21 protein-coding genes are annotated in these 25,315 nt (G+C 63.9%); 11 read left to right on the top strand and 10 right to left on the bottom strand.

Annotation, left to right across the window (positions count from 1 at the left end; genetic code table 11):
* Position 1: 1 nt before the first annotated feature.
* Positions 2 to 1,051, top strand: a complete 1,050-nt coding sequence (locus ACNFG0_RS20800) for an alkene reductase (RefSeq protein WP_196156099.1) — start codon at positions 2 to 4, stop codon at positions 1,049 to 1,051.
* Positions 1,052 to 1,151: 100 nt separating this feature from the next.
* Here the strand turns inward: ACNFG0_RS20800 and ACNFG0_RS20795 are convergent, their stop codons facing one another.
* The 3 genes from ACNFG0_RS20795 to ACNFG0_RS20785 all read right to left on the bottom strand — a co-directional run bounded on the left by ACNFG0_RS20795 (position 1,152) and on the right by ACNFG0_RS20785 (position 4,023).
* Positions 1,152 to 1,997: an ATPase gene (locus tag ACNFG0_RS20795; protein ID WP_196146290.1), complete on the bottom strand. Its 846-nt coding sequence runs from the start codon at positions 1,995 to 1,997 to the stop codon at positions 1,152 to 1,154.
* A gap of 90 nt (positions 1,998 to 2,087) precedes the next feature.
* On the bottom strand, positions 2,088 to 3,083 hold the full coding sequence (locus tag ACNFG0_RS20790) for an NAD-dependent epimerase/dehydratase family protein (protein WP_416766207.1): 996 nt from the start codon (positions 3,081 to 3,083) through the stop codon (positions 2,088 to 2,090).
* 49 nt (positions 3,084 to 3,132) lie between these two features.
* A complete protein-coding gene (locus ACNFG0_RS20785) occupies positions 3,133 to 4,023 on the bottom strand; it encodes a LysR family transcriptional regulator ArgP (protein ID WP_196146292.1) in 891 nt (296 codons plus the stop codon).
* 125 nt (positions 4,024 to 4,148) lie between these two features.
* On the opposite strand from ACNFG0_RS20785, the gene ACNFG0_RS20780 reads away from it, so the two are divergent.
* The 9 genes from ACNFG0_RS20780 (at position 4,149) to ACNFG0_RS20740 (ending at position 18,134) form a co-directional block, all read left to right on the top strand.
* On the top strand, positions 4,149 to 4,748 hold the full coding sequence (locus tag ACNFG0_RS20780) for a LysE/ArgO family amino acid transporter (protein ID WP_196146293.1): 600 nt from the start codon (positions 4,149 to 4,151) through the stop codon (positions 4,746 to 4,748).
* 215 nt (positions 4,749 to 4,963) lie between these two features.
* On the top strand, positions 4,964 to 5,560 hold the full coding sequence (locus tag ACNFG0_RS20775; RefSeq protein ID WP_084855819.1) for a superoxide dismutase: 597 nt from the start codon (positions 4,964 to 4,966) through the stop codon (positions 5,558 to 5,560).
* A gap of 290 nt (positions 5,561 to 5,850) precedes the next feature.
* Entirely contained in the window at positions 5,851 to 7,902 is a 2,052-nt protein-coding gene (locus ACNFG0_RS20770; protein WP_416766205.1) for a putative bifunctional diguanylate cyclase/phosphodiesterase, read from the top strand.
* A 145-nt stretch (positions 7,903 to 8,047) separates the two neighbouring features.
* Complete coding sequence (locus ACNFG0_RS20765; protein ID WP_416766204.1) at positions 8,048 to 9,379, top strand: imelysin family protein; 1,332 nt, start codon at positions 8,048 to 8,050, stop codon at positions 9,377 to 9,379.
* A gap of 736 nt (positions 9,380 to 10,115) precedes the next feature.
* Positions 10,116 to 11,543: a di-heme oxidoredictase family protein gene (locus ACNFG0_RS20760; RefSeq protein WP_416766202.1), complete on the top strand. Its 1,428-nt coding sequence runs from the start codon at positions 10,116 to 10,118 to the stop codon at positions 11,541 to 11,543.
* Positions 11,544 to 11,559: 16 nt separating this feature from the next.
* Complete coding sequence (locus ACNFG0_RS20755; RefSeq protein ID WP_416766200.1) at positions 11,560 to 12,624, top strand: imelysin family protein; 1,065 nt, start codon at positions 11,560 to 11,562, stop codon at positions 12,622 to 12,624.
* Between the two features lie 2 nt (positions 12,625 to 12,626).
* Complete coding sequence (locus ACNFG0_RS20750) at positions 12,627 to 13,724, top strand: DUF1513 domain-containing protein (protein ID WP_196146298.1); 1,098 nt, start codon at positions 12,627 to 12,629, stop codon at positions 13,722 to 13,724.
* A 212-nt stretch (positions 13,725 to 13,936) separates the two neighbouring features.
* Complete coding sequence (locus ACNFG0_RS20745) at positions 13,937 to 15,088, top strand: efflux RND transporter periplasmic adaptor subunit (RefSeq protein WP_416766198.1); 1,152 nt, start codon at positions 13,937 to 13,939, stop codon at positions 15,086 to 15,088.
* Between the two features lie 13 nt (positions 15,089 to 15,101).
* Positions 15,102 to 18,134 (top strand): multidrug efflux RND transporter permease subunit, encoded by a 3,033-nt coding sequence (locus ACNFG0_RS20740; protein ID WP_416766197.1) that lies wholly within the window; start codon positions 15,102 to 15,104, stop codon positions 18,132 to 18,134.
* Positions 18,135 to 18,272: 138 nt separating this feature from the next.
* On the opposite strand, the gene ACNFG0_RS20735 is transcribed toward ACNFG0_RS20740, so the two are convergent.
* The 5 genes from ACNFG0_RS20735 to colR all read right to left on the bottom strand — a co-directional run bounded on the left by ACNFG0_RS20735 (position 18,273) and on the right by colR (position 21,991).
* Complete coding sequence (locus ACNFG0_RS20735; RefSeq protein ID WP_196146301.1) at positions 18,273 to 18,500, bottom strand: hypothetical protein; 228 nt, start codon at positions 18,498 to 18,500, stop codon at positions 18,273 to 18,275.
* Positions 18,497 to 19,195 carry a lipopolysaccharide kinase InaA family protein gene (locus ACNFG0_RS20730; protein WP_196146302.1) on the bottom strand — a complete coding sequence of 233 codons (699 nt, stop codon included), beginning with the start codon at positions 19,193 to 19,195 and terminating at the stop codon, positions 18,497 to 18,499. The genes ACNFG0_RS20735 and ACNFG0_RS20730 overlap by 4 nt, the downstream gene beginning before the upstream one ends.
* 6 nt (positions 19,196 to 19,201) lie before the next feature.
* A complete protein-coding gene (locus ACNFG0_RS20725) occupies positions 19,202 to 19,882 on the bottom strand; it encodes a class I SAM-dependent methyltransferase (RefSeq protein ID WP_416766195.1) in 681 nt (226 codons plus the stop codon).
* Positions 19,883 to 19,989: 107 nt separating this feature from the next.
* Positions 19,990 to 21,318, bottom strand: coding sequence for a sensor histidine kinase (locus tag ACNFG0_RS20720; protein WP_196146304.1), 1,329 nt, complete (start codon positions 21,316 to 21,318; stop codon positions 19,990 to 19,992).
* Positions 21,308 to 21,991: a two-component system response regulator ColR gene (gene colR / locus ACNFG0_RS20715; protein WP_196146305.1), complete on the bottom strand. Its 684-nt coding sequence runs from the start codon at positions 21,989 to 21,991 to the stop codon at positions 21,308 to 21,310. Before colR ends, ACNFG0_RS20720 begins: the two co-directional genes overlap by 11 nt.
* A gap of 178 nt (positions 21,992 to 22,169) precedes the next feature.
* Here colR and ACNFG0_RS20710 point away from each other — a divergent pair, with 178 nt between their 5' ends.
* The gene (locus tag ACNFG0_RS20710; RefSeq protein ID WP_196156610.1) at positions 22,170 to 22,898 is read left to right on the top strand and encodes a phosphatase PAP2 family protein; all 729 of its coding nucleotides are present in this window, start codon (positions 22,170 to 22,172) and stop codon (positions 22,896 to 22,898) included.
* 155 nt (positions 22,899 to 23,053) lie between these two features.
* Here the strand turns inward: ACNFG0_RS20710 and groL are convergent, their stop codons facing one another.
* Both groL and ACNFG0_RS20700 read right to left on the bottom strand, forming a co-directional pair.
* Positions 23,054 to 24,697, bottom strand: coding sequence for a chaperonin GroEL (gene groL / locus ACNFG0_RS20705; protein WP_196146307.1), 1,644 nt, complete (start codon positions 24,695 to 24,697; stop codon positions 23,054 to 23,056).
* A 48-nt stretch (positions 24,698 to 24,745) separates the two neighbouring features.
* On the bottom strand, positions 24,746 to 25,039 hold the full coding sequence (locus tag ACNFG0_RS20700; protein ID WP_012274036.1) for a co-chaperone GroES: 294 nt from the start codon (positions 25,037 to 25,039) through the stop codon (positions 24,746 to 24,748).
* Positions 25,040 to 25,315: the final 276 nt, after the last annotated feature.

The raw sequence follows: 25,315 nt of genomic DNA, 5'->3' as shown, positions 1-25,315 counted from the left end.
GATGACCACGCTTTTCGATCCGATCACCTTGGGCGACCTCGAGCTGCCCAACCGCATCATCATGGCCCCGCTGACCCGCTGCCGCGCCGACGAAGGCCGCGTGCCCAATGCGCTGATGGCCGAGTACTACGTGCAACGGGCCAGCGCCGGCCTGATTCTCAGCGAAGCCACCTCGGTGACGCCCATGGGCGTCGGCTACCCGGACACACCCGGTATCTGGTCCGACGAGCAGGTACGCGGCTGGACCAACATCACCAAGGCCGTGCATGGCGCCGGCGGGCGCATTTTCCTGCAGCTGTGGCATGTGGGCCGTATCTCCCATCCCACTTACCTCAATGGTGAGCTGCCGGTAGCCCCGAGCGCGATCCAGCCCAAGGGCCACGTCAGCCTGGTTCGCCCGATCACCGAGTACCCGACGCCACGCGCCCTGGAGACTGAAGAGATCAGCGACATCGTCGAGGCCTACCGCACCGGTGCCGAGAACGCTAAAGCGGCCGGCTTCGACGGCGTCGAGATCCATGGCGCCAATGGCTACCTGCTCGACCAGTTCCTGCAGAGCAGCACCAACCAGCGCACGGACCGTTATGGCGGCTCGCTGGAGAACCGTGCGCGCCTGCTGCTGGAAGTGACCGATGCGGCCATCGAGGTGTGGGGGGCCAACCGCGTGGGCGTGCACCTGGCGCCACGGGCAGACTCCCATGACATGGGGGATGCAGACCGTGCCGAGACCTTCACCTACGTGGCCCGGGAACTGGGCAAGCGTGGCGTGGCATTCATCTGCTCACGGGAGAAGGAAGCCGACGACAGCATCGGTACGCTGATCAAGGAAGCCTTCGGCGGGCCGTACATCGTCAACGAGCGCTTCGACAAGGCCAGCGCCAACGCCGCATTGGCCAACGGCAAAGCCGATGCGGTGGCCTTCGGCATTCCGTTCATCGCCAACCCGGACCTACCCGCCCGCCTGGCCGCCGATGCGCCGCTGAACGAGCCGCACCCGGAAACCTTCTATGCCAAGGGGCCGGTGGGGTACATCGATTACCCGCGGATGTAAGCAAGTCGGCTCTTAGGGAACGACCCATGACTATTTGATGTTATGGGTCTGTTGTGGGAGCGGCGGTGCGGCGATCCCACAGGTACTTTGATGCGATCGTTCAGGGCCGGGCGTTGATCTGCTGTTGCAGGTTCTGGATCTGGCTCTGCAGGGTATTGAGGCTACGGGTGGTCTGCCCGCGGAATGCATCGAATTCCTGCACCGAGGCACCACCGGCGGCCGGTGCCGGACGGTTGTCGATCTGGCTCTTGAGCACCAGGATGTCTTGTTCCAGGCCCTGGATCGCCGCGTTCGGGTTGCCCTGCTTCTTCAGCGCAGCCACCTCGTTGTTCAGGCTCTTGAGTTGGGCGTCGATCCTGCCGCCATCCACCTGCCCCGACTTGAGAGCCGCCAGTTCACCATTGACGGCCTTGAGCTGGGCCTCCAGCTGACCTTGCAGCGCAGTGATGGTCTTTTGCTGCTGCGCCATCGCGTCCTGCTGTGCGCGGGCATCGGCCAGCACTTTTTCCAGGCGCTTGCCCAGATCGCCGGTCTGCCCGGCCACGCCCTGTTGCTGGGTACGTGCCTCGGCCAGGCTGGCCTGCAGCTTGCGAATCTGCAGCTTCAGCGCTTCGCTGCCGGTACTGGCACTGGACTCGGTGGCATCGACCTTGCCGCTGATCGCTTGCAGGCGCCCGGCCGCCTCTTCGCTGATGCGCGCGAAGCTTTCCTGAGTCGCCACCAACTGCTGTTCCATCAGCGAGATCTGCTGGAAGCTCCACCAGCCCAGGCCCGCCAGGGCAATGAAGGATGCCCCGAGCAAGGCCCACAGCGGCCCGTTGCTGGCCGGGCGCGCCGCCTTCTCGCGGCTGCGCGCCACCCGTGCGGGCAACAGCTCGTCATCGTCAGGAGTGCCGGCGCGCAGGACAGGCACGTCGTCGAAATCGTCGTGGACATTGTTACGCATGGGTACGTTCAACCGCGGTAGTAGTAGCAAAGGGGCAGTAGTATAAACCGCTCACGCGGCGCTCTGATGACCATCATCCGTTCGACTGGTTCACCCAGTGCCCGACTGCGCCCTCCACCAGGCGCAGAATTCATCCAGCGCGGTCCACAGGCTGACCTTCGGGCGATAGTCCAGGTACTGCCGGGCACGGCTGATATCCAGGGTGAAATCCTTGCTCATCACCTGCGCGCTCAGGCGCGACAAGGTCGGCTGGGGGCGCCCAGGCCAGAGTAGGCAGGCCGCCTCGTTCAGCGCGCCCAGGCTATAGGCCAGCCCGGGGGCACGGTAGCGGGTAACCGGCGGCAACTGCATCTGGCGCATCACATAGTTGACCACGTCCCACACCGGCAGAGGGTGGCCGTTGCTGATGTTGTAGGCCTGTCCGAGGGCCTCTTCATCGGCGAACAGGGCGCTGAGCAGGGCCTCGTTGAGGTTGTGCACGCTGGTGAAGTCGGCCTTGTTCAGGCCATTGCCGATGATCGCCAGGCGCCCCTTGCGCTGCATCTGCATCAAGCGCGGGAAGATACTGGCATCGCCCGCCCCGGTGACGAAGCGCGGCCGCAGGGCCAGCACCTCCAGGCCGAACTCCTGGGCACCGAACACCTTCTGCTCGGCCAGGTGCTTGGTCGTCGCATAGTGGTCATGCAAGCGACGCGGCACCTGGTCCTCACGGATATCCAGGCGCGAACGGCCATTGAAGTAGATCGACGGCGAAGACAGGTGCACCAGGCGGCGCACACGTTCCTTCAGGCACCCCTCCACTACGTTCTCGGTGACCACCACGTTGCCCTGGTGGAAGTCTTGGTAGCGCCCCCAATGCCCGACTGCGCCCGCGCAATGCACCACCGCATCGATGCCTTGGCACAGGCGTCGGGCCAGCTCGGCATCGGTCAGGTCGCCGGGAGTGAATTCGGCGCCACGCTTGACCAGGTGCTCCACGCCCTCGGCACGCCGGCCATTGACCCGTACATCCAGGCCCTGCTCCAGGGCGAAACGCGCAAAGCGCCCGCCAATGAAGCCGCTCGCGCCGGTGACCAGAATTCGCATGTAAGACTCCGCCTTGCCAGATTACAGATGCAGCTGACGTCGCCCGCGCCTACAAGGGCACCAGCCAGCCCGGCGCCGTCTGGCGCAGGTGTTCGGTCAACTGGGCGAGCAGTTGCCCGCCATTGCGCCAATGATGCCAGTACAACGGCACGTCGATGGGTGTATCGGCGCAGATTTCCACCAGTTGGCCCGTGGCCAACTGCTTCTGCGCCTGCAGCTCCGGCACCAACCCCCAGCCCAGGCCGGCTTCGGTCATGCGCAGGAAGCCTTCCGAAGAAGGGCACAGGTGGTGCAGGAAACCGTCCTGGATCCCCAGGGACGCCAGGTAGCGGTGCTGCAGGAAGTCATCTGGCCCGTATACCACCGCCGGGATACGCGCCAGGCGCCGGGCCTCGAAGCCCAGGGCAAAATGCCGCGCCATGAACGCCGGGCTGGCCAGCGCTCGGTAGCGCATCGCCCCCAGGGGCAGGCTGCGCGCCCCGGCCACCGGCCGCTCGCTGCCGCACAGGCAGGCCGCCACCTCGCCTGCGCGCATACGCTTGAGGCCGACCTCCTGGTCTTCCACCACCAAGTCCAGCAGCACCTGCTGGCCGGCGCAGAAGTCGCCCACCGCACCGGCCCACCAAGTGGCCAGGCTGTCGGCGTTCAAGGCGATGCGCAGGCGTTCCGGCATGCCCGCTTCGTCCAGCGCCGGAACCTGGCGCTGCAAGTCGCGCTCGAGCAGGCGCACCTGCTGCACATGGTTGAGCAACTGGCGCCCCACCTCGGTGGGGCTGGGCGGCGTGGCACGCACCAGCACCGGTTGCCCGACCCGCGCCTCGAGCAACTTGATGCGCTGGGAAATGGCCGACTGGGACAGGCCTAGGACCTGCGCCGCACGCTCGAAACCGCCTTGTTCGATGACCGCGGCGAGGGCGGCCAGCAGCTTGTAATCGAACATCGATTTCCCTAATGCCTGATCAGCTTTATTTGTTTTTCTTATACAGCGCCTTTGCCCACAATGGCCAGCATCTTCTTTGGCAATAAACGCCGCGCATCGCCCGGCGTCCGTGGAGTGTTCCCGCTATGTGGCAAAGCTATCTGAACGGCATGCTGGTGGCCTTCGGCCTGATCATGGCCATCGGCGCGCAGAACGCCTTCGTCCTGGCCCAGAGCCTGCGCCGTGAACACCACCTGCCGGTGGCCGCGTTGTGCATCCTCTGCGATGCCATCCTGGTCGCCGCCGGGGTGTTCGGCCTGGCCACGGTGCTGGCCCATAATCCGACATTGCTGGCGGTGGCCCGCTGGGGTGGCGCGGTATTCCTGATCTGGTATGGCGCCAAGGCCCTGCGCAGCGCCTGCTCCAAGCAGAGCCTGCAGCACCAGGAGGGCCAGGGCGTGCGCTCGCGCCGTGCGGTGCTGCTCAGTGCCTTGGCCGTGACGCTGCTCAACCCGCACGTCTACCTGGATACCGTGCTGCTGATCGGCTCGCTGGGCGCCCAGCAGACCGTGCCGGGCGCCTACGTGGCCGGCGCCGCCAGTGCCTCGCTGGTATGGTTCTCGACCCTGGCCCTCGGCGCGGCCTGGCTGGCCCCCTGGCTGGCCCGCCCGACCACTTGGCGCCTGCTCGACCTGATGGTGGCGGTAATGATGTTCGCGGTGGCAGCGCAGTTGATCTTGAACTGAGCAGGTATCCGTATCGCCAAGGCAAACACCACCGGTCGGTATCGCCCACCACTGGGGAACCTCTATTCCCTATCTTTGTTGCGTGGTTATGCGCCGGGGCCGGTGCTATGATCCAGCCCTTGCGTCGCAAAGAGTACAAACTCCCCGACGTACACTGGGCCGCCCGTGATCGGCCTTGCGCAAACCGCACACAGACCTGAATCAGGAGATCCACCATGGCTTTTGAATTGCCGCCGCTGCCATACGCCCACGATGCCCTGCAGCCGCACATCTCCAAGGAAACCCTGGAGTATCACCACGACAAGCACCACAACACCTATGTCGTGAACCTGAACAACCTGGTCCCAGGCACCGAATTCGAAGGCAAGACCCTGGAAGAGATCGTCAAGACCTCTTCGGGTGGCATCTTCAACAACGCCGCTCAAGTCTGGAACCACACCTTCTACTGGAACTGCCTGTCGCCGAACGGCGGTGGCCAGCCGACCGGCGCCCTGGCCGATGCCATCACCAAGGCTTTCGGTTCCTTCGACAAGTTCAAGGAAGAGTTCACCAAGACCTCCGTCGGCACCTTCGGCTCCGGCTGGGGCTGGCTGGTGAAGAAGGCCGACGGTTCCCTGGCCCTGGCCAGCACCATCGGCGCCGGCAACCCGCTGACCAGCGGCGACACCCCGCTGCTGACCTGCGACGTCTGGGAACACGCCTACTACATCGACTACCGCAACCTGCGTCCGAAGTACGTCGAGGCGTTCTGGCAGCTGGTCAACTGGGACTTCGTTGCCCAGCAGTTCGAAGGCAACACCTTCAAGGCCTGATCGCCTGGGTAGCCTTCGCTGAAAAATCCGACGCCTTGGCGTCGGATTTTTTTTGCCCGCTCACCTGACGTGAAACTCCATCCCTTACCTCTTGCCCCTCCCCGATAGCGCGCTAACATCAATCATCTGGAAAGTTGACAATCGCGCACTCAAGTCACCCGCCACCTCAACCGATACATTGCCAACAGGGACCATGAAGGTCCTCTCGCTTGCCGCGGCAACAAGGTCGATCGTGTATCGCCAAGGCTAATGGCAAAATAATGGCACGCGCATGGATTAAGGAAACCCCATTGAAGCTGGAATTTCGGAACAGCTTATCGGTCAAGTTGCTCAGGGTCGTGCTGCTCTCGGCGCTGGCCGTCGGTATCGTTCTGAGCTGCGCGCAGATCGTCTACGACGCCTACAAGACCCGCCAGTCGGTCAACAACGACGCCCAACGCATTCTCGACATGTTCCGCGACCCGTCCACCCAGGCCGTCTACAGCCTGGACCGGGAGATGGGCATGCAGGTCGTGGAAGGCCTGTTCCAGGACGAATCCGTGCGCATCGCCTCCATCGGCCACCCCAACGAAACCATGCTGGCGGAAAAGTCCCGCCCGCTACAAGACACGCCCGTGCGCTGGCTGACCGACCTGATCCTCGGCCAAGAGCGCACCTTCACCACCCAGTTGGTCGGCCGTGGCCCTTACAGCGAATACTATGGCGACCTGAGCATCACCCTGGACACCGCCGACTATGGCGAGGGCTTCCTGGTCAATGCCGTGATCATCTTCATTTCCGGCGTACTGCGCGCGCTGGCCCTGGGCCTGGTGCTGTACCTGGTGTACCACTGGTTGCTGACCCGCCCGTTGTCGAAGATCATCGAGCACCTCACCCAGATCAACCCCGACCGCCCCAGCCAGCACCAGATCCCATCGCTCAAGGGCCACGAAAAGAACGAACTGGGCCAATGGGTCAATACCGCCAACCAGCTGCTGGCCTCCATCGAACGCAATACCCACCTGCGCCACGAGGCCGAGAACAGCCTGCAGCGCATGGCCCAGTACGACTTCCTCACCGGCCTGCCCAACCGCCAGCAATTACAACAGCAACTGGACAAGATCCTCGTCGACGGCGGGCGCCTGCAACGGCGTGTCGCCGTGCTGTGCGTGGGCCTGGACGACTTCAAGGGCATCAACGAGCAGTTCACCTACCAGGTCGGTGACCAACTGCTGCTGGCCCTGGCCGACCGCCTGCGGGCCCACAGCGGGCGGTTGGGTGCACTGGCGCGGCTCGGGGGCGACCAGTTCGCCCTGGTCCAGGCCGACATCGACCAACCCTACGAAGCCGCCGAGCTGGCCCAGAGCATCCTCGACGACCTGGAAGTCCCCTTCGCTGTCGACCACCAGCACATTCGCCTGCGCGCCACCATCGGCATCACGCTGTTCCCCGAGGATGGCGACAGCACCGAAAAGCTGCTGCAAAAGGCCGAGCAGACCATGACCCTGGCCAAGGCCCGTTCGCGCAACCGCTACCAGTTCTACATCGCCAGCGTGGACAGCGAGATGCGCCGTCGCCGCGAACTGGAAAAGGACCTGCGCGAAGCCCTGCCGCGCAACCAGCTGTACCTGGTGTACCAGCCACAGGTCAGCTATCGCGACCATCGTGTGGTGGGCGTCGAGGCGCTGCTGCGCTGGCAGCACGCGGAGCTGGGCATGGTCCCACCGGACCAGTTCATTCCCCTGGCCGAGCAGAACGGCAGCATCGTCGCCATTGGCGAATGGGTACTCGACCAGGCTTGCCGCCAGCTACGCGAATGGCATGACCAGGGGTTCACCGAGTTGCGCATGGCGGTCAACCTCTCGACCGTGCAACTGCACCACAGCGAACTGCCGCGGGTGGTCAACAACCTGCTGCAGATCTACCGCCTGCCCCCGCGCAGCCTGGAGCTGGAAGTGACCGAGACCGGCCTGATGGAAGACATCAGCACCGCCGCCCAGCACCTGCTGAGCCTGCGCCGCTCCGGGGCGCTGATCGCCATCGACGACTTCGGCACCGGTTACTCCTCGCTCAGCTACTTGAAGTCGCTGCCGCTGGACAAGATCAAGATCGACAAGAGCTTCGTCCAGGACCTGCTCGACGACGATGACGACGCCACCATCGTGCGAGCCATCATCCAGCTGGGCAAGAGCCTGGGCATGCAGGTGATCGCCGAGGGCGTGGAGTCGGCCGAGCAGGAGGCCTACATCATTGCCCAGGGCTGCCACGAAGGTCAGGGCTACCACTACAGCAAGCCCTTGAACGCCCGCGAACTGACCGTCTTCCTCAAGCATGCGCAACGCAACCAGGCCACGGTGACCTAGACCCAAGGCCGGCACACGCGTGAAAACGACCCTTCTGCACGAATTACGCGCCGGCCTCTTTACACCAAATGCAAATCTTTCGCATTATGTTGCGGTTTCGTATCCCACAGCACACTGTCCAACCCCACGACGCAGGAAACCTACAATGATTCGAATGCCTCTGGCCTCCGCCAGTCTGCTGGCCATCGCCATCGCCCTCGCCGGTTGCGGCGAGAGCAAGGATGAAAAGGCTCCCGCTGCGCAAGCACCGGCAGCTGCTGCCCCCACCGCCGCGGCGCCGGGGGCTGTCGACGAAGCGGCCGGCAAGGCCGTGGTCAAGCATTACGCCGAGATGGTCCATGCCGTCTACAGCGACTCGCTGAGCACCGCCAAGGCCCTGCAGACCGCGATCGATGCGTTTCTCGCCAAGCCCAACGACGAGACCCTGAACGCCGCTAAAGAAGCCTGGGCCGCTGCACGCGTACCGTACCTGCAGAGCGAAGTCTTCCGCTTCGGCAACACCATCATCGACGACTGGGAAGGCCAGGTGAATGCATGGCCCCTGGACGAAGGCCTGATCGACTACGTCGACAAGAGCTACGAACACGCCCTGGGCAACCCGGCGGCCAGCGCCAACATCATCGCCAACACCGAGATCCAGGTGGGCGAAGAGAAGGTGGACGTCAAGGACATCACGCCAGAGAAACTGGCCAGCCTGAACGAGCTGGGTGGTTCCGAGGCCAACGTCGCCACCGGCTACCACGCCATCGAATTCCTGCTGTGGGGCCAGGACCTCAACGGTACCGGCCCAGGCGCCGGCAACCGCCCTGCCTCCGACTATCTGGAAGGCGAAGGCGCCACCGGTGGCCATAACGAGCGCCGCCGCGCCTACCTGAAGGCCGTGACCCAACTGCTGGTCCAGGACCTGGAAGAAATGGTCGGCAACTGGGCACCGAACGTCAGCGACAACTACCGCGCCAAGCTCGAAGCCGAGCCTGTGGCCGATGGCCTGCGCAAGATGCTGTTCGGCATGGGCAGCCTGTCGCTGGGCGAACTGGCCGGTGAGCGCATGAAGGTCTCCCTGGAAGCCAATTCGCCGGAAGACGAACAGGACTGCTTCAGCGACAACACCCACTACTCGCACTTCTACGACGCCAAGGGCATCCGTAACGTCTACCTGGGCGAGTACACCCGCACCGACGGCACCAAACTGGCCGGCCCGAGCCTGTCCTCGCTGGTAGCCAAGGTCGATCCGGCCACCGACGCCACCCTCAAGGCCGACCTGGAAGCCACCGAGGCGAAGATCCAGGTCATGGTCGACCGCGCACTCAAGGGCGAGCACTACGACCAGCTGATCGCCGCCGACAATGCGGCCGGCAACCAGGTCGTGCGCGACGCCATCGCTTCGCTGGTCAAGCAGACCGGCGCGATCGAGCAGGCCGCCGGCAAGCTGGGCATCGCCAACCTGAACCCGGACACCGCTGATCACGAGTTCTGATCCGACGCGTTCGTGGTTCGCCAGAGGTGGCCTCTGGCTAATCCGCACTTGGGGCTGCTACGCAGCCCATCGCCGGCAAGTCGGCTCCCACAGGCACAGTGCTGTCTTTGAGACTGATGCGTTACTTGTGGGAGATTACCCAGCCCTTCGGGCTGCGCTGTCGCGCAGAGAACAAGCGGCTAGCGCCACCCCCCCTGTGGGAGCGGCGGTGCGGCGGTCCGACTTGTCCCGCGATCAAGGGCGACGGTGATATCCGGCCCGGCCCAATCGCGGGACAAGCCCGCTCCCACAAGGCCCGCAAAATCAAATAGTTATGCGTTGTTCTATGAGAGCCGGCTTGCCGGCGATGGGCGTGCAGCGCCCCGCGTCCTTCTGACAGGCATTAGCCTTCGGGCTAATGCCTTTCAGTTAAGGCCCCATCGCCGGCAAGCCGGCTCCCACCTGTCTTGCGCTGCTGTTGTAGACACCGCGGAACCTGTGGGAGCCGGCTTGCCGGCGATGGGCTGCGAAGCAGCCCCAAATGCAGCCGATAAGGCTTAACTGACAGGCATTCGCCTTCGGGCCGCCTTTTTCTCGGGTAGCGTGCAACAGACACGCCCCCTGTGCTTCGCGCTTACAAAAAGTGCGCCCGCCTCTGACGATGATTTCATCCAGCAATTGCAAATTGCTCTTATTCAAACTTCTTCACCCTGCTAAGCTTGCACGCCGGTTTTTTAGTCCATAGCCAGGATCCTCGATGCCCGCGTCGCTGTTCCGACTCTCCCCTTTGCTGCTGGTCGCCGCCCTGGCCGCCTGTGACGACGCCCCGCGTTTCACCCAGGCCGAGCCCGGCGAAGCCCTTTCCGGCGGCAAGGCAACGGTACAACGCAGCGACCGCAACGCGTATTCCCTGCCCTCGGCCAACCTTTCGCCAGAACGGCGCCTGGACTTCAGCGTCGGCAACAGCTTCTTCCGTAACCCCTGGGTCATCGCGCCGTCCACCACCACCGCCCGAGACGGCCTGGGCCCGCTGTTCAATACCAACGCCTGCCAGAACTGTCACGTACGCGACGGCCGTGGCCTCCCGCCCGAGCCCGACGCCAGCAATGCGGTGTCGATGCTGGTGCGCCTGTCGATCCCCGACCAACCGCAGTATGTGAAGGAAATCGAGCGCCTGGGCGTGGTTCCGGAGCCGGTCTACGGCACCCAGCTGCAGGACATGGCCATCCCGGGCGTGGCGCCGGAAGGCAAGGTACGCGTGACATACACCACCGAGACGGTCACCTTCGAGGATGGTCACCAGGTCGAACTGCGCCGCCCGAAACTGCAGATCACCCAGCTCGGCTACGGCCCCATGCACCCTGACACCCGGTTCTCCGCACGGGTAGCCCCACCGATGATCGGCCTGGGCCTGCTCGAGGCCATCCCGGAAGCCGCGATCCTGGCCAATGCCGACCCGCATGACCGTAACGGCGATGGTATCCGTGGCCGTGCCAACCAAGTCTGGGACGACGCTGCCGGCAAAGCCGTGCTCGGCCGCTTCGGTTGGAAGGCCGGCCAGCCCAACGTCAACCAGCAGAACGTCCATGCCTTCGCCGGCGACATGGGCCTGACCAGTACCCTGCTACCCTTCGACGACTGCACACCGGCCCAGGCGGCCTGCCTGGCCGCCCCCAATGGGGACGGGGCCGATGGCGAGAAAGAAGTCAGCGACAACATCCTGCGCCTGGTCACCTTCTACACCCGCAACCTGGGTGTGCCGGCACGCCGCGACGTCGGCGCGCCGCAGGTACTGGCCGGCAAGACCCTGTTCTTCCAGGCTGGCTGCCAGGGCTGCCATACCCCGCAGTTCACCACCGCTGCCGACACCCCGGAGCCGGAACTGGCCAACCAGGTGATCCGCCCCTACAGCGACCTGCTGCTGCACGACATGGGCCCGGGCCTGGCCGACGAGCGCAGCGAATTCAAGGCCTCCGGGCAAGACTGGCGCACCGCGCCGCTCTGGGGCATCGGCCTGAGCGAAACGGTCAGCGGCCATACCCAGTTCCTCCATGACGGGCGCGCCCGCAACCTGCTCGAGGCCGTGCTCTGGCACGGCGGCGAAGCCCAGGCGGCGCGCGACCATGTACTGACCTTCAATGCCGAGCAACGCGCCGCGTTGCTGGCCTTCCTGAACTCACTTTAAGCGCAAGGAGCCGGGCATGTTCCGACCCAAACTGTTGTTCACCAGCCTCGCCGCACTCGCCCTCGGTGCCTGTTCGCCGCAAGACCCACAAGCGGTTACCTCCGCGGCCATCGCCAAGCAGGTGATCCTGCCGACCTACAGCCGTTGGGTCGAGGCCGACCGCCAGCTGGCCAGCAGCGCCCTGGCCTACTGTGAAGGCAAGGCCTCGCTGGAAACCGCCCGCGCCGACTTCCTCAACGCCCAGAAAGCCTGGGCCGAGCTCCAGCCGCTGCTGGTAGGCCCGCTGGCCGAAGGCAACCGCGCCTGGCAGGTGCAGTTCTGGCCGGACAAGAAGAACCTGGTAGGCCGCCAGGTCGAGCAATTGGTCACCGGCGACAAGCCGATCGACGCTGCGGCACTGGGCAAGGCCAGCGTGGTGGTGCGTGGCCTGTCGGCCTACGAGTACATCCTGTTCGACAGCAAGCCGGACGTCGCCACCCCGGAACAGAAGGCCCGTTACTGCCCGCTGCTGGTGGCCATCGGCGAACACCAGAAGGCCCTGGCCGAAGAGATCCTCAAGGGCTGGAACAGCACCGATGGCATGCTTTCGCAGATGACCAAGTTCCCCAACCAGCGCTACGCCGATTCCCACGAGGCGATCGCCGACCTGCTGCGTGCCCAGGTCACTGCCCTGGACACCCTGAAGAAGAAGCTCGGCGCTCCCATGGGCCGTCAGAGCAAAGGCATTGCGCAACCGCTGCAGGCCGAAGCCTGGCGCAGCAGCTCCTCGCTCAAGAGCCTGGAAGCCAGCCTCAAGGCCGCCCAGGCGGTATGGGTAGGCGTCGACAACCAAGGCCTGCGCGGCCTGCTGGGCAAAGACCAGAACGCCCTGGCCGAGAAGATCGACAACGCCTACGCCACGTCGTTGAAACTGCTGGCCGACAACCAGAAGACCTTGGGCGAGCTGCTCGCCGACGACGCCGGCAAGCAGGCCCTGGATCAGATCTACGACAGCCTCAACGTCGTCCACCGCCTGCACGAGGGCGAGCTGGCCAAGGCGCTGAATATCCAGCTGGGCTTCAATGCCAACGACGGTGACTGATCATGCTGCGACGCCAGGCCCTCAAACTCGGTAGCGTGTTGCTCAGCGCCCTGACCTTGGGTGGTTGGAGCCTGCTGCGCAGCAAGGGCAGCGAACCGCTGCTGCTCTCGGCACGCGATGACAGCGACGGCAAGCACTACGCCGTCGGTTACCGCCTGGACGGCACCCAGGTGTTCGCCACCCAGGTCGCCCAGCGTTGCCACGCCATCATCCACCATCCCGAACGGCCCATCGCCCTGTTCGTCGCCCGTCGTCCCGGCACCGAAAGCTACCTGGTCGACCTGCGTGACGGGCGCCTGTTGCAAACCGTAGCCTCCCAACCGGATCGGCATTTCTATGGCCATGCGGTGGTTCACAAGAGCGGCGAATGGCTGTACGCCACCGAGAACGACACCACCGACCCCGGCCGTGGCGTACTCGGCATCTACCGCTTCGAGGGTGACCGCCTGGTGCACAGCGGCGAGATTTCCACCCACGGCATCGGCCCCCACGAAGTGGCCTGGCTGCCGGATGGCGAGACCCTGGTGGTGGCCAACGGAGGCATCCGCACCGAGGCCGAAAGCCGCGTGGAGATGAACCTCGACGCCATGGAGCCGAGCCTGGTGCTGATGCGCCGCGACGGCACCTTGCTGAGCAAGGAAACCCTGACCCAGCAGATGAACAGCGTGCGTCACCTGGCCATCGGCAGCGACGGCACCATCGCCGCCTGCCAGCAGTTCATGGGCGATGCCCACGAAACAGCCGAGCTGCTGGCGATCAAGCGCCCAGGCGAGCCGTTCAAGGCGTTCCCGGTGCCCGAGCGGCAATTGCAGTCGATGGCTCAGTACACCGCCAGCGTCGCCATCCACAGCGACCTGCGTCTGGTGGCCTTGACCGCACCACGGGCCAACCGCCTGTTCATCTGGGACCTGGACAGCGGCGCGGTGAAGCTCGATGCGCCGATGCCCGATTGTGCGGGTGTGGGGGCGGTGAAAGACGGCTTCGTGGTCACCTCCGGGCAAGGTCGCTGCCGGTTCTACGACTGCCGCAAGGCCGATCTGGTCGGCCAGCCGATGAACCTGCCGTCCGGGTTCTGGGACAACCACCTGCATCTGGTCTGAGCCCCTTTTCGCGGCACCAGGCCGCTCCTACAGGGTTTGCACGCCCCCTGTAGGAGCGGCCTGGCGCCGCGAAAGGGCCGCAAAGCGGCCCTGTTTATCCCTTCCTTCCATCTTCTTCGAAAAAAAGGCAATACTTCCCCCATCCGCACGTGGGCAGGATCGCCCGTTGTCGTGCCATACGAACAACAACCATTCTCCAAGGAACCGGAACTATGCTGCGCCGCCGCATGCTGATCATGTTGGCCGTGGTCCTGCTGATCGTGCTGGCCCTAGGTGGCATCAAGGCGTTCTCGATCTACCAGCAGGTCCAGATGTTCTCCGCCCCGAAACCACCGGTGAGCGTCGCCGCGGCGCTAGCCGAGCAGCGCCAGTGGCAGGAACGCCTGCCCGCGGTCGGCAGCCTCAAGGCCTTCCAAGGTGTCGAGCTGAGCCTGGAGGTGGCGGGCACGGTCAAATCGCTGCACTTCGAATCCGGCCAGCAGGTCAAGGCCGGCCAGCTCCTGCTGCAACTGGACCACGACCAGGAAACAGCTCTGCTGGGAACCGCCCAGGCCGACCTGGGCCTGGCCAAGGTCGACTTCGGCCGTGGCAGCCAGCTGGTCGGTGACGCCGCCATCTCCCGTGGCGAGTTCGACCGCCTCACCGCCCAGTACCGGCGCAACCAGGCCGTGGTCGACCAGCTCAAGGCATCGCTCGCGAAAAAGACCATCAGCGCCCCCTTCAGCGGCACCATCGGTATTCGCCAGGTGGACGTGGGCGACTATCTCGCCAGCGGCACGGTGATCGCCACCCTGCAGGACCTCTCCAGCCTCTATGTCGATTTCAACGTGCCCGAGCAGGCACTGCCGCAACTGAACCTGGGCCAGCAGGTACTGGTGCAGGTGGCGGCCTATCCAGGCCAGACCTTCCCCGCCACCCTCAGCGCCATCAACCCCAAGGTCGAGGAAAGCACCCGCAACCTGCTGGTACGTGCCACCCTGGCCAACCCCGACGGCAAGCTGCTGCCTGGCATGTTCGCCAGCCTGCTGGTGCTGCTGCCCAACCCGCAGCCGCAGGTCGTGGTCCCGGAAAGCGCCATCACCTATACCCTCTATGGCAATTCGGTGTATGTCGTGACCCAGAAGAAGGACAAGGACGGCCAACCGGAGAGCAACGCCGACGGCCAGCCACAGCTGATCGCCGAGCAACGCACGGTCAAGACCGGTGAGCGCCGCGACGCAGTGGTGGTGGTAAGCGAGGGCCTCAAGGCCGGCGAACAGGTGGTGACCGCCGGGCAACTCAAGCTGACCCCTGGGGCGGCCATCCGTATCAGCGCCGACAAGGCCCTGAAGCAGGATGGCCAGGGCGCCCCGGGCGCCAATTGAGCAGGAGGCTGGCATGGCGTTCACCGACCCGTTCATCCGCCGCCCCGTGCTCGCCAGCGTGGTCAGCCTGCTGATCCTGCTGCTGGGCTTCCAGGCCTGGAGCAAGCTGCAGATCCGTCAGTATCCACAGATGGAAAACGCCCTGATCACGGTGACCACCGCCTACCCCGGCGCCAACGCCGAGACCATCCAGGGCTACATCACCCAGCCGCTGCAACAGAGCCTTGCCAGCGCCGACGGCATCGACTACATGACCTCGGTGAGCCGGCAGAACTTCTCGGTAATCTCGGTCTACGCGCGCATCGGTGCCGACACTGACCGCCTGTTCACTCAACTACTGGCCAAGGCCAACGAGGTCCGCAACAAACTGCCCCAGGACTCCGAAGACCCCGTCCTGAGCAAAGAGGCCGCCGACGCTTCGGCGCTGATGTACATCAGCTTCTACAGCCAGCAGATGAGCAATCCGCAGATCACCGACTACCTGTCGCGGGTGATCCAGCCCAAGCTGGCCACCCTGCCCGGCATGGCCGAGGCCGAGATCCTCGGCAACCAGGTGTTCGCCATGCGCATCTGGCTCGACCCGGTGAAGCTCGCCGGGTTCGGCCTGGCCGCCACCGATGTGACCGACGCGGTGCGCCGCTACAACTTCCTCGCCGCCGCTGGCGAGGTGAAGGGCGAATATGTGGTCACCAGCATCAACGCCACCACCGAGCTCAAGTCCGCGGAGGCCTTCGCCAAGTTGCCGGTCAAGACCGCCGGCGACCGGCGCGTACTGCTGGGCGATGTGGCACGCGTGGAGATGGGCGCGGAAAACTACGACACGGTCAGCTCCTTCGATGGCACGCCGTCGGTGTACATCGGCATCAAGGCCACACCCGCCGCCAACCCGTTGGAGGTGATCAAGGAAGTGCGGCGGATCATGCCCACGCTCGAGGCAGAACTGCCCTCGAACCTCAAAGTGTCCATCGCTTACGACGCTACCTTGTTCATCCAAGCCTCTATCGACGAGGTGATCAAGACGCTTGGCGAGGCGGTGCTGATCGTCATCGTCGTGGTGTTTCTGTTCCTCGGTGCATCGCGCTCGGTGCTCATCCCAGTGGTGACCATCCCGCTGTCGATGATCGGTGTGCTGTTCTTCATGCAGATGATGGGCTACTCGCTGAACCTGCTGACCTTGCTAGCGATGGTGCTGGCCATCGGGCTGGTGGTGGACGACGCCATCGTGGTGGTGGAGAACATCCACCGCCACATGGAAGAAGGCAAGACGCCCTTCGAGGCCGCACTGGAAGGCGCTCGGGAGATCGCCATGCCGGTGGTGTCGATGACCATCACCCTGGCGGCCGTCTACGCACCGATTGGTTTTCTCACAGGCCTGACCGGCGCCTTGTTCAAGGAGTTCGCCCTGACCCTGGCGGGCGCGGTGATCATTTCCGGCATCGTCGCCCTGACCCTGTCGCCGATGATGTGCGCTTTGTTGCTGCGCCACGAGGAGAACCCCAGCGGCCTGGCCCATCGGCTGGACATGCTGTTCGATGGCCTCAAGGTCCGCTACCAGCGCTTGCTGCACGGCACCCTGAACAGCCGCCCGGTGGTTCTGGTGTTTGCCGTGATCGTGCTGTGCCTGATCCCGGTGCTGCTGATGTTCACCCGCAACGAGCTGGCGCCGGATGAAGACCAGGGCGTGATCTTCATGATGAGCAACGCCCCCCAAACCGCCAACCTGGACTACCTCAACGCCTACACCGACGAATTCACGCCGCTGTTCAAGACCTTCCCCGAATATTACTCGTCGTTCCAGATCAACGGCTTCAACGGTGTGCAGAGCGGTATCGGCGGGTTCCTGCTCAAACCCTGGAACGAGCGCGAGCGCACCCAGATGGAGCTGTTGCCGCTGGTGCAGGCGAAACTGGAAGAAATCGGCGGCCTGCAGATTTTCGGCTTCAACCTGCCCTCGCTGCCCGGTACGGGCGAAGGCCTACCCTTCCAGTTCGTGATCAACACCGCTGGGGATTACCCGGCCCTGCTAGACGTGGCCCAACGGATCAAGGCCCGCGCCCAGGCGTCGGGCAAGTTCGCCTTTCTCGACATCGACCTGGCCTTCGACAAACCCGAGGTGGTGGTGGACATCGACCGGGCCAAGGCCGCGCAGATGGGCGTTTCCATGGATGACCTGGGCGGTACCTTGGCGACGTTGCTGGGTGAAGGGGAAATCAACCGTTTCACCCTCGAAGGACGCAGCTACAAGGTCATCGCCCAGGTCGAACGGCCGTATCGGGACAACGCCGGTTGGCTCAACAACTACTACGTGAAGAACGACCAAGGCCAGTTGCTGCCCCTGTCGACCCTGATCAGCGTCAGCGACCGCGCCCGGCCGCGCCAGCTCAATCAGTTCCAGCAACTGAACTCGGCGATCATCCAGGGCTTCCCCATGGTGAGCATCGGCGAGGCATTGCAGACCGTGCAGGCGATCGCCCATGAGGAGGCGCCGGAAGGGTTCTCGTTCGACTACGCAGGGGCTGCCCGGCAGTTCGTTCAGGAAGGCAGCGCACTTTGGGTCACCTTCGGCCTGGCCTTGGCGATCATCTTCCTGGTGCTGGCGGCCCAGTTCGAAAGCTTCAGGGACCCACTGGTGATTCTGGTGACCGTGCCGCTCTCGATCTGTGGGGCGCTGTTGCCGCTATTTCTTGGGGTGTCGAGCATGAACATCTATACCCAGGTGGGCCTGGTGACGCTGATCGGCCTGATCAGCAAGCACGGCATCCTGATCGTCGAGTTCGCCAACCAGTTGCGCGAAGACAAGGGCCTGGGCGTGCGCGAGGCCATCGAGGAAGCCGCCGCCATTCGCCTGCGACCGGTGCTGATGACCACGGCGGCCATGGTGTTCGGCATGGTGCCGCTGATCCTGGCCACCGGGGCCGGGGCGGTCAGCCGGTTCGACATCGGCATGGTGATCGCCACCGGGATGTCGATCGGCACCTTGTTCACGCTGTTCGTGTTGCCATGTATCTATACGCTGCTGGCGCACAAGACCACGGCGAAGGTTTAGATCCGTGCCACCCTCTTCGCGGGCAAGCCCACTGGTCGCCAAGCCCGCTCAGGCGTATGCGGGGCTGATGGTGTGGGCAATAAAAAACGCCAGGGGCCCGTCATGGGCCCCTGGCGTTTTCATCCATCACGCGCTCGCTCACCCGAACGGTCGCAGCCCCTGGCGCATACCGAAGAGGAACAGCAACAGGTCATTGTCCGGCTGGACCGCCGTCTGTTGTTTCACTTGTCGGGGTATTGCGCACAGGCCCCCGTCTTCGGATTTGCTGAACACTGCGGACCGAGGCTCTTCCCAGGCCGCTACCGCCGCGGTGGTCACCGCCAGTGCAGCCAACAGGAACAAAGCTCGAGCGATTTCTAGTTTCATTGCTCTAACCCTTTGACAGCGCTGCCAAACGCCATCTGGTAAAAATAGAGCAGTGTCTGCCAATGCGCCTCATTGAATGACGAATGGCGCCTCAGCTGGCGCAGGTCGTTGTAGGCCGCGCGCTGGCAACTGATGCGCCGCCGGCACTTCTCCAGGTCCAGCAAGGCGACTTCGGCCCGGGCCTGTTCACCCTCGCCGATAACCTTGACGAACACATGCTTGCCATACAGGCAGCCATGCTGCCAGTGCCCCAGGTGCATGCGCGCCAGGTTGTCGGCCAGGTCCTTGAGCATGCGCTCGTGTAGCGCTTGCGGATAACGTTCCACGGCACCCTCGGCATGCCAGGTGTCCAGGTCGACGAAGCCGTCGAGGGCTTCGCTCACCAACAGCGCCCGCCATTGATGGTCGGCGCCTCGTTCAGCGCCACCGAAGACGATACGCGGTACGCGCACGCCCAGCTGTTCGAAACTGTGCAAGGCATCCAGCTCGCGCAATACCGTTGGTCGGCCGAAGGGATGGCGCAGGCTGCGGTATAAATGCCCGACCTGGCGCTTGGCATACAACAGTTGCCCACCCGCCATCAGACGTTGCACGCCACTTTCGCCGCCGCGGCGCTGGTTGGGCTCTTCGACCCATTCACCCTGCTGGCCCCAGTAGTACTCGAACTGGGAACCTGTATTGCCGGCCACTGCCATGAAAACCTACCCCTTGCGTAATACGTATACCCGCCACATGGCGTAGAACGGCAGGAAGTCCAAGCGATCCTGGATACGGAAACCTGCTGTCATAAATTCTTCTTCGATTGTATCAACTGGTAACACAAAGCGATTCTGGTAACTGACCTGCTCCGCCTTGGCGCTGCGTCGGCGCTCGAGTTTCTTGCGACGCCACGCCTTGAAATTGCCATCCACCCACAGCGAGAGGATCACGCTGTCGCGGCTAACCCGATGAAATTCCGAGAGAATCGCCTGGCGATGCGCGGCCTCGCCGATATGGTGGAACAGGCGCATGCAGAAGATGCTGTCGACCGCGTTGTCCGGCAGTTGGATATCGAATGCGGAAGTCTGCAAGGGGCGTACCCGCGACACCACCTCTGCTGGCTGTGAGGCACAGGCGGTCTCGATCATCGCAGCCGAGTTGTCGGCACCGATGATCACCCGGTTGGGCTTCTCTGCCAGCAGCGGCCAGAAGCGCCCGGCACCGCACGGCAGGTCCAGCACCAGCCCTGGCTCACCGGCCAGGGCCAGGGCACGACGCGCCAACTGCTCGTCACGCTGGTGCGAGAGACGACGCGCCAGGCCGTCCTGATGCTTGAGGAAGTATTCCTGGGCATGTTGCCGGTCGTACTTCTCGGAAAATTCGAGTTTGATGGGGCTACGCATGGTGCACTCCTGACTCCAAGTGCGCTCACTCTAGGGTGCCAAGCGTTGGAATCAGGTCATGCGAATGTGAAAATTGCGTCAGCCTGCAACAGGATATTTCCGAAAAATCAATGGGAAACCGGCAGCTGGTCAGCGGTTTCGTTATCTTCGGCAGGGCCCTTGCCCTGGCTCAGGTCCACCTGGAAACGGCAGCCATGGGGCTGGGTGGCTGTCAGGGTGACCCGCCAGCCTTGGTCATCGCAGATCCGCTGCACCAGCGACAATCCGAGGCCCAGGCCTTCGCCGCGGCGCTCGTCACCGCGCACGAAGGGGCGGAACATGGCTTCGCGTTGCTCTTCCGGAATACCTACCCCGCTGTCCTCGACACTGAAGCCGGCAGGCTCCAGGCTCAGGCGGATGTAGCCGCTGTCGGTGTAATGGGCAGCGTTGCGCAGCAGGTTGCCCATCACCGATTGCAGGAACGTGGCGTTGTAGAGCACCCGACCGGCGCTGATGCGGCCGTCGTAGTAGAGCGTCAGCCCCTTCTGCTCGATGGTGTCGCGCCAGACACCGATCAGGTCGTCGGCCACCTCGCTCAAGGTCGCCTGGGAAGCCACCGCGCCTTCGTCGCGCTGGGCCCGGGCGAGCATCAGGAAGGTCTTGACCAGCTCGCGCATTTCCTCGGTCGCCCGGGCGATACGCTCCACCTGGCTGCGCGAACGGGCGTCGAGGTTCGGGTTCTCCATCAATAGTTCGCAGGACGTGGCCAACACCATCAAGGGCGTGCGCAGCTCATGGCTCACGTCGCTGGTGAACAGCCGCTCGCGGGTCAAGGCATCGCGCAGGCGGCCCAGGGTATCGTCGAAGGCCACCGCCAGCTGGCCGACTTCGTCCGCGGCGTAATCGGGGGCCAAGGGCGGTGCCAGGCCCAGCAACTGGTCACGATGGCGCACCTGGCGGGCCAGGCGGATGACCGGCGCCATCACGCGCCTGGCCAGCAACCAGCCAAGGGTCACGGCCAGCACCAGGCTGAGCATGAAGCCCACCACCACGACCGCGAACAGCACCCGCTCGCGTTCCTCGAAGTCGCTCTGGTCCTGCAGCAGCACGTAATGGCGACCGTCGACGATCTCCACCATCGCGTGGTAGGACAACTGGTCGCGGAACACTTCATGGAAGCCCGGCTTCAGATGGCGCAGGTCCTTGGGCAATTCGAAATCGTCGCGCCCCCCGCTGAAGTAGAACAGCTGGTCAGGGCGCGGCCGATGGCTCCAGTCACTGATGCTATCCATACGCAGCAGGCGCTGCAGGTCCCCTCCGAGCACGGCGGAAATCAGCCGCTCCTCGACCAAGTGCACGGTGGCGACGATACCGAAGGCGAAGGCGCCGGCCACCAGTGCACTCATCAGCGCGAAAGCGATGATGATGCGCTGGGCAAGGCTCTGCTTAAACTCCATCACGGCCCTCGGCGAGGCGATAGCCGACGCCATGGACGGTATGCAGCAGCGGTTTTTCGAACGGTTTGTCGATCACCTGACGCAGTTGGTGAACGTGGCTGCGCAGGCTGTCGCTGTCAGGGCAGTCATCGCCCCACAGGGCTTCTTCGAGCACCTCGCGACGCAGCACATGAGGGCTCTTCTGCATCAGCACCGCGAGCAGCTTGAGGCCCACCGGGTTGAGCTTGAGCAGGCGCCCTTGGCGGGCGACTTCCAGGGTATCGAGGTCATAGCTCAGGTCCGCGACCTGCAGGGTGCGGCGGCCACCGCCCTGGGCGCGGCGCAGCACCGCCTCGATGCGCGCGGCCAGTTCAGACAGGGCGAACGGCTTGAGCAGGTAGTCATCGGCACCGGAACGAAAGCCCTGCAAGCGATCGTCGAGCTGATCGCGGGCGGTGAGCATGATCACCGGGGTATCGCGGCGTGCATCTTCGCGCAGGCGCTTGCACAGGGTGTAGCCGTCGATGCCCGGCAGCATGATGTCGAGCACGATCAGGTCGTAGTGCTCGGTGGCGGCCAGGTGCAACCCGGACAGGCCATCCTGGGCACAATCGACGGTGTAGCCCTTCATGCCCAGGTAGTCGGCCAGGTTGGCGAGGATATCGCGGTTGTCTTCAACCAGTAGAATGCGCATCGGAGTCTCCTGTGCGGCGCTTTCACTCTGCGCGGCAGGCGCAGCTTAAGGCCATCGCCGGCGCGGCGCCAGTCTTGGGCAACGATCCTGAAGGCTGACGGATTTTTCACCCATCCTTCACGAACCCAGCATAGCGGCAAGCCGACAATGGCCGGCATTTATCGCCCCTGGAGTCGTCATGCAGCAAAGCCCCCGCCCCCGCCCGCTCAACCTCTGGTTGTACCTGGGCATCCCGCTGGCCACCGCCGTGGCTTTGATCTTGCTGGAGTGGACGTCGCTGGACATGGATGTGGCCAAGCTAGCCTTCGACCCGGTCGCCGGCCAGTTCATCGGCCGTCACAGCTACCTGTTGGAAAATATCCTGCACGACCGGGTCAAGCAGGTCGTCATCGTCCTGGGCCTGTTGTCGATCGTCGCCTTCGTGACCAGTTGCTTCTGGTCGCGCCTGTTCGGATGGCGTCGTGAGCTGGGTTGCCTGGTGCTGTCGCTGGCCTTGTCCACCGCCTTCGTCACCCCGCTCAAGGCCGCGACCGAGGTGCAGTGCCCGTGGAGCCTGACCCAATTCGGCGGCAAGGAGACCTACAGCAAGCTGCTCGAACACCGCCCGGCCACCGACAAACCCGGGCGCTGCTGGCCTGGCGGCCATGCGGCGACCGGCTTCAGCCTGTTCGCCCTGTTCTTCGTCCTGCGCGACCGGCGCCCCCGCCTGGCGCGCGCTGCCTTCGTGCTGGCATTCACCACCGGCACGGTGCTGTCTATCGGGCGCATGCTGCAGGGCGCGCACTTCTTGTCGCATAACCTGTGGACAGCGGTGTTCTGCTGGATGATCGGGCTCGGGTGCTACTACCTGGTGCTGTATCGCCGGGGAGCCGTGACGGTGCCCGAAGCACAACGTAGCGTTGCCTGAATGAACGGGGGCGCTTTGCGCCCCTTTCGCGGCACAAGGCCGCTCCTACAAAAAAGCGCACTTTCCTGCTAGGAGCGGCCTTGTGCTTCGAAAAGCCGCAACAAAAAGCCCCGCACTAGGCGGGGCTTCTTGTTACAGCGAAGGGTGAGGCTGGCTTACATCATGCCGCCCATGCCACCCATGCCGCCCATGTCTGGCATGCCGCCAGCAGCTGGCTTGTCTTCCGGCAGGTCGGCAACCATGGCTTCGGTGGTGATCATCAGACCACCGATCGAAGCTGCGGCTTGCAGAGCCGAACGGGTGACCTTGGCTGGGTCCAGGATGCCCATCTCGATCATGTCACCGTATTCGCCGGTAGCGGCGTTGTAGCCGTAGTTGCCCGAACCCTGCTTGACCTTGTCAGCGACAACGCTTGGCTCGTCGCCGGCGTTGGCAGTGATCTGGCGCAGCGGGGCTTCGACCGAGCGACGCAGCAGTGCGATACCGACGTTCTGGTCTTCGTTGTCGCCCTTGAGGTCGGCAACGGCCTGCAGGGCGCGTACCAGGGCAACACCACCGCCAGGCACCACGCCTTCTTCGACGGCTGCACGGGTTGCGTGCAGGGCGTCTTCGACGCGAGCCTTCTTCTCTTTCATCTCGACTTCGGTACCGGCACCGACCTTGATCACGGCAACACCGCCAGCCAGCTTGGCCAGGCGCTCTTGCAGCTTCTCACGGTCGTAGTCCGAGGAAGTCTCTTCGATCTGGGCACGGATCTGCTTGACGCGTGCTTCGATGTCGGCGTCGGAACCGGCGCCGTCGATGATGGTGGTGTTTTCCTTGGACAGAATGACGCGCTTGGCGTTACCCAGGTGCTCCAGGGTGGTGGTTTCCAGGGTCAGGCCGATTTCCTCGGAGATGACCTGGCCGCCGGTCAGGGTGGCGATGTCCTGCAGCATGGCCTTGCGGCGGTCGCCGAAGCCAGGTGCCTTGACAGCCGCGACCTTGACGATGCCGCGCATGTTGTTGACCACCAGGGTGGCCAGGGCTTCGCCTTCGACGTCCTCGGCAACGATCAGCAGTGGACGGCCGGCCTTGGCAACGGCTTCCAGAACGGGCAGCAGCTCGCGGATGTTGGAGATTTTCTTGTCGACCAGCAGCAGCAGCGGGCTTTCCAGCTCGGCAACCATGGTGTCCGGCTTGTTGACGAAGTACGGCGACAGGTAGCCACGGTCGAACTGCATACCTTCGACGACGGACAGTTCGTTTTCCAGGCCCGAGCCTTCTTCGACGGTGATCACGCCTTCTTTACCGACTTTTTCCATGGCTTCGGCGATGATTTCACCGATGGAGGTGTCGGAGTTGGCGGAGATGGTACCTACCTGGGCGATGGCCTTGGAGTCGGCGCATGGCTTGGACAGGTTCTTCAGCTCGGCGACGATGGCGGCGGTGGCCTTGTCGATACCGCGCTTGAGGTCCATCGGGTTCATGCCGGCGGCAACGGCCTTCAGGCCTTCGTTGACGATGGCCTGGGCCAGAACGGTAGCGGTGGTGGTGCCGTCACCGGCAGCGTCGTTGGCCTTGGAAGCAACTTCCTTGACCAGCTGGGCGCCCATGTTCTCGAAGGCGTCCTTCAGCTCGATTTCCTTGGCGACGGAAACGCCGTCCTTGGTGATGGTCGGCGCGCCGAAGCTCTTGGCCAGGACCACGTTACGGCCTTTCGGGCCCAGGGTCGCTTTGACGGCGTCAGCCAGAACGTTGACACCAACCAGCATTTTCTTACGAGCGGAATCGCCGAATTTTACGTCTTTAGCAGCCATGATCGTTTATTCCTTGAAAATCTTTGGAGTAACGGGAAGTCGGGGAAATCAGCCTTCGATGACGGCCAGGATTTCGTTTTCAGCCATGACCAGCAGGTCTTCGCCATCGACTTTCACGGTGTTGCTGCCCGAGTAAGGGCCGAAAACCACTTTGTCACCCACTTTCACGGCCAGCGCGCGTACTTCGCCGTTTTCCAGGATGCGACCGGTGCCGACGGCGACGACTTCGCCGCGGTTTGGTTTTTCAGCGGCCGAACCCGGCAGGACGATACCGCCAGCGGTTTTCGATTCTTCTTCGCTGCGACGGATGACGACGCGGTCATGCAGAGGACGAAGCTTCATTGTCGATCTCTCCCAAATTGTGGTTTTCATCGGCCGGTGTCGATACCGGCGGGTTGATACGGTCCGGCGTTGCCGGTCGGGGCTCGCCCGGGCGACCCCCGTATATATGTCTGGTGTTGCCACCAGAAACCTTGCGGTGACCCATACATGTGGTCGCCGAAATCAATTACAAGGCTTGATACGTAAAAATTTTTATCCGGGTGAAAAAGCTGGGGCCGCTTCGCGCCCCTTTCGCGGCACAAGGCCGCTCCTACAGGGTCATGCGCGACCCTGTAG

This window comes from Pseudomonas sp. NY15372 (assembly GCF_048068215.1).
In the GTDB taxonomy this organism is placed as follows: domain Bacteria; phylum Pseudomonadota; class Gammaproteobacteria; order Pseudomonadales; family Pseudomonadaceae; genus Aquipseudomonas; species Aquipseudomonas guariconensis_A.
The sequence above is the reverse complement of the archived record's forward strand: the minus strand, read 5'-3'. Positions and strand labels throughout refer to the sequence as shown.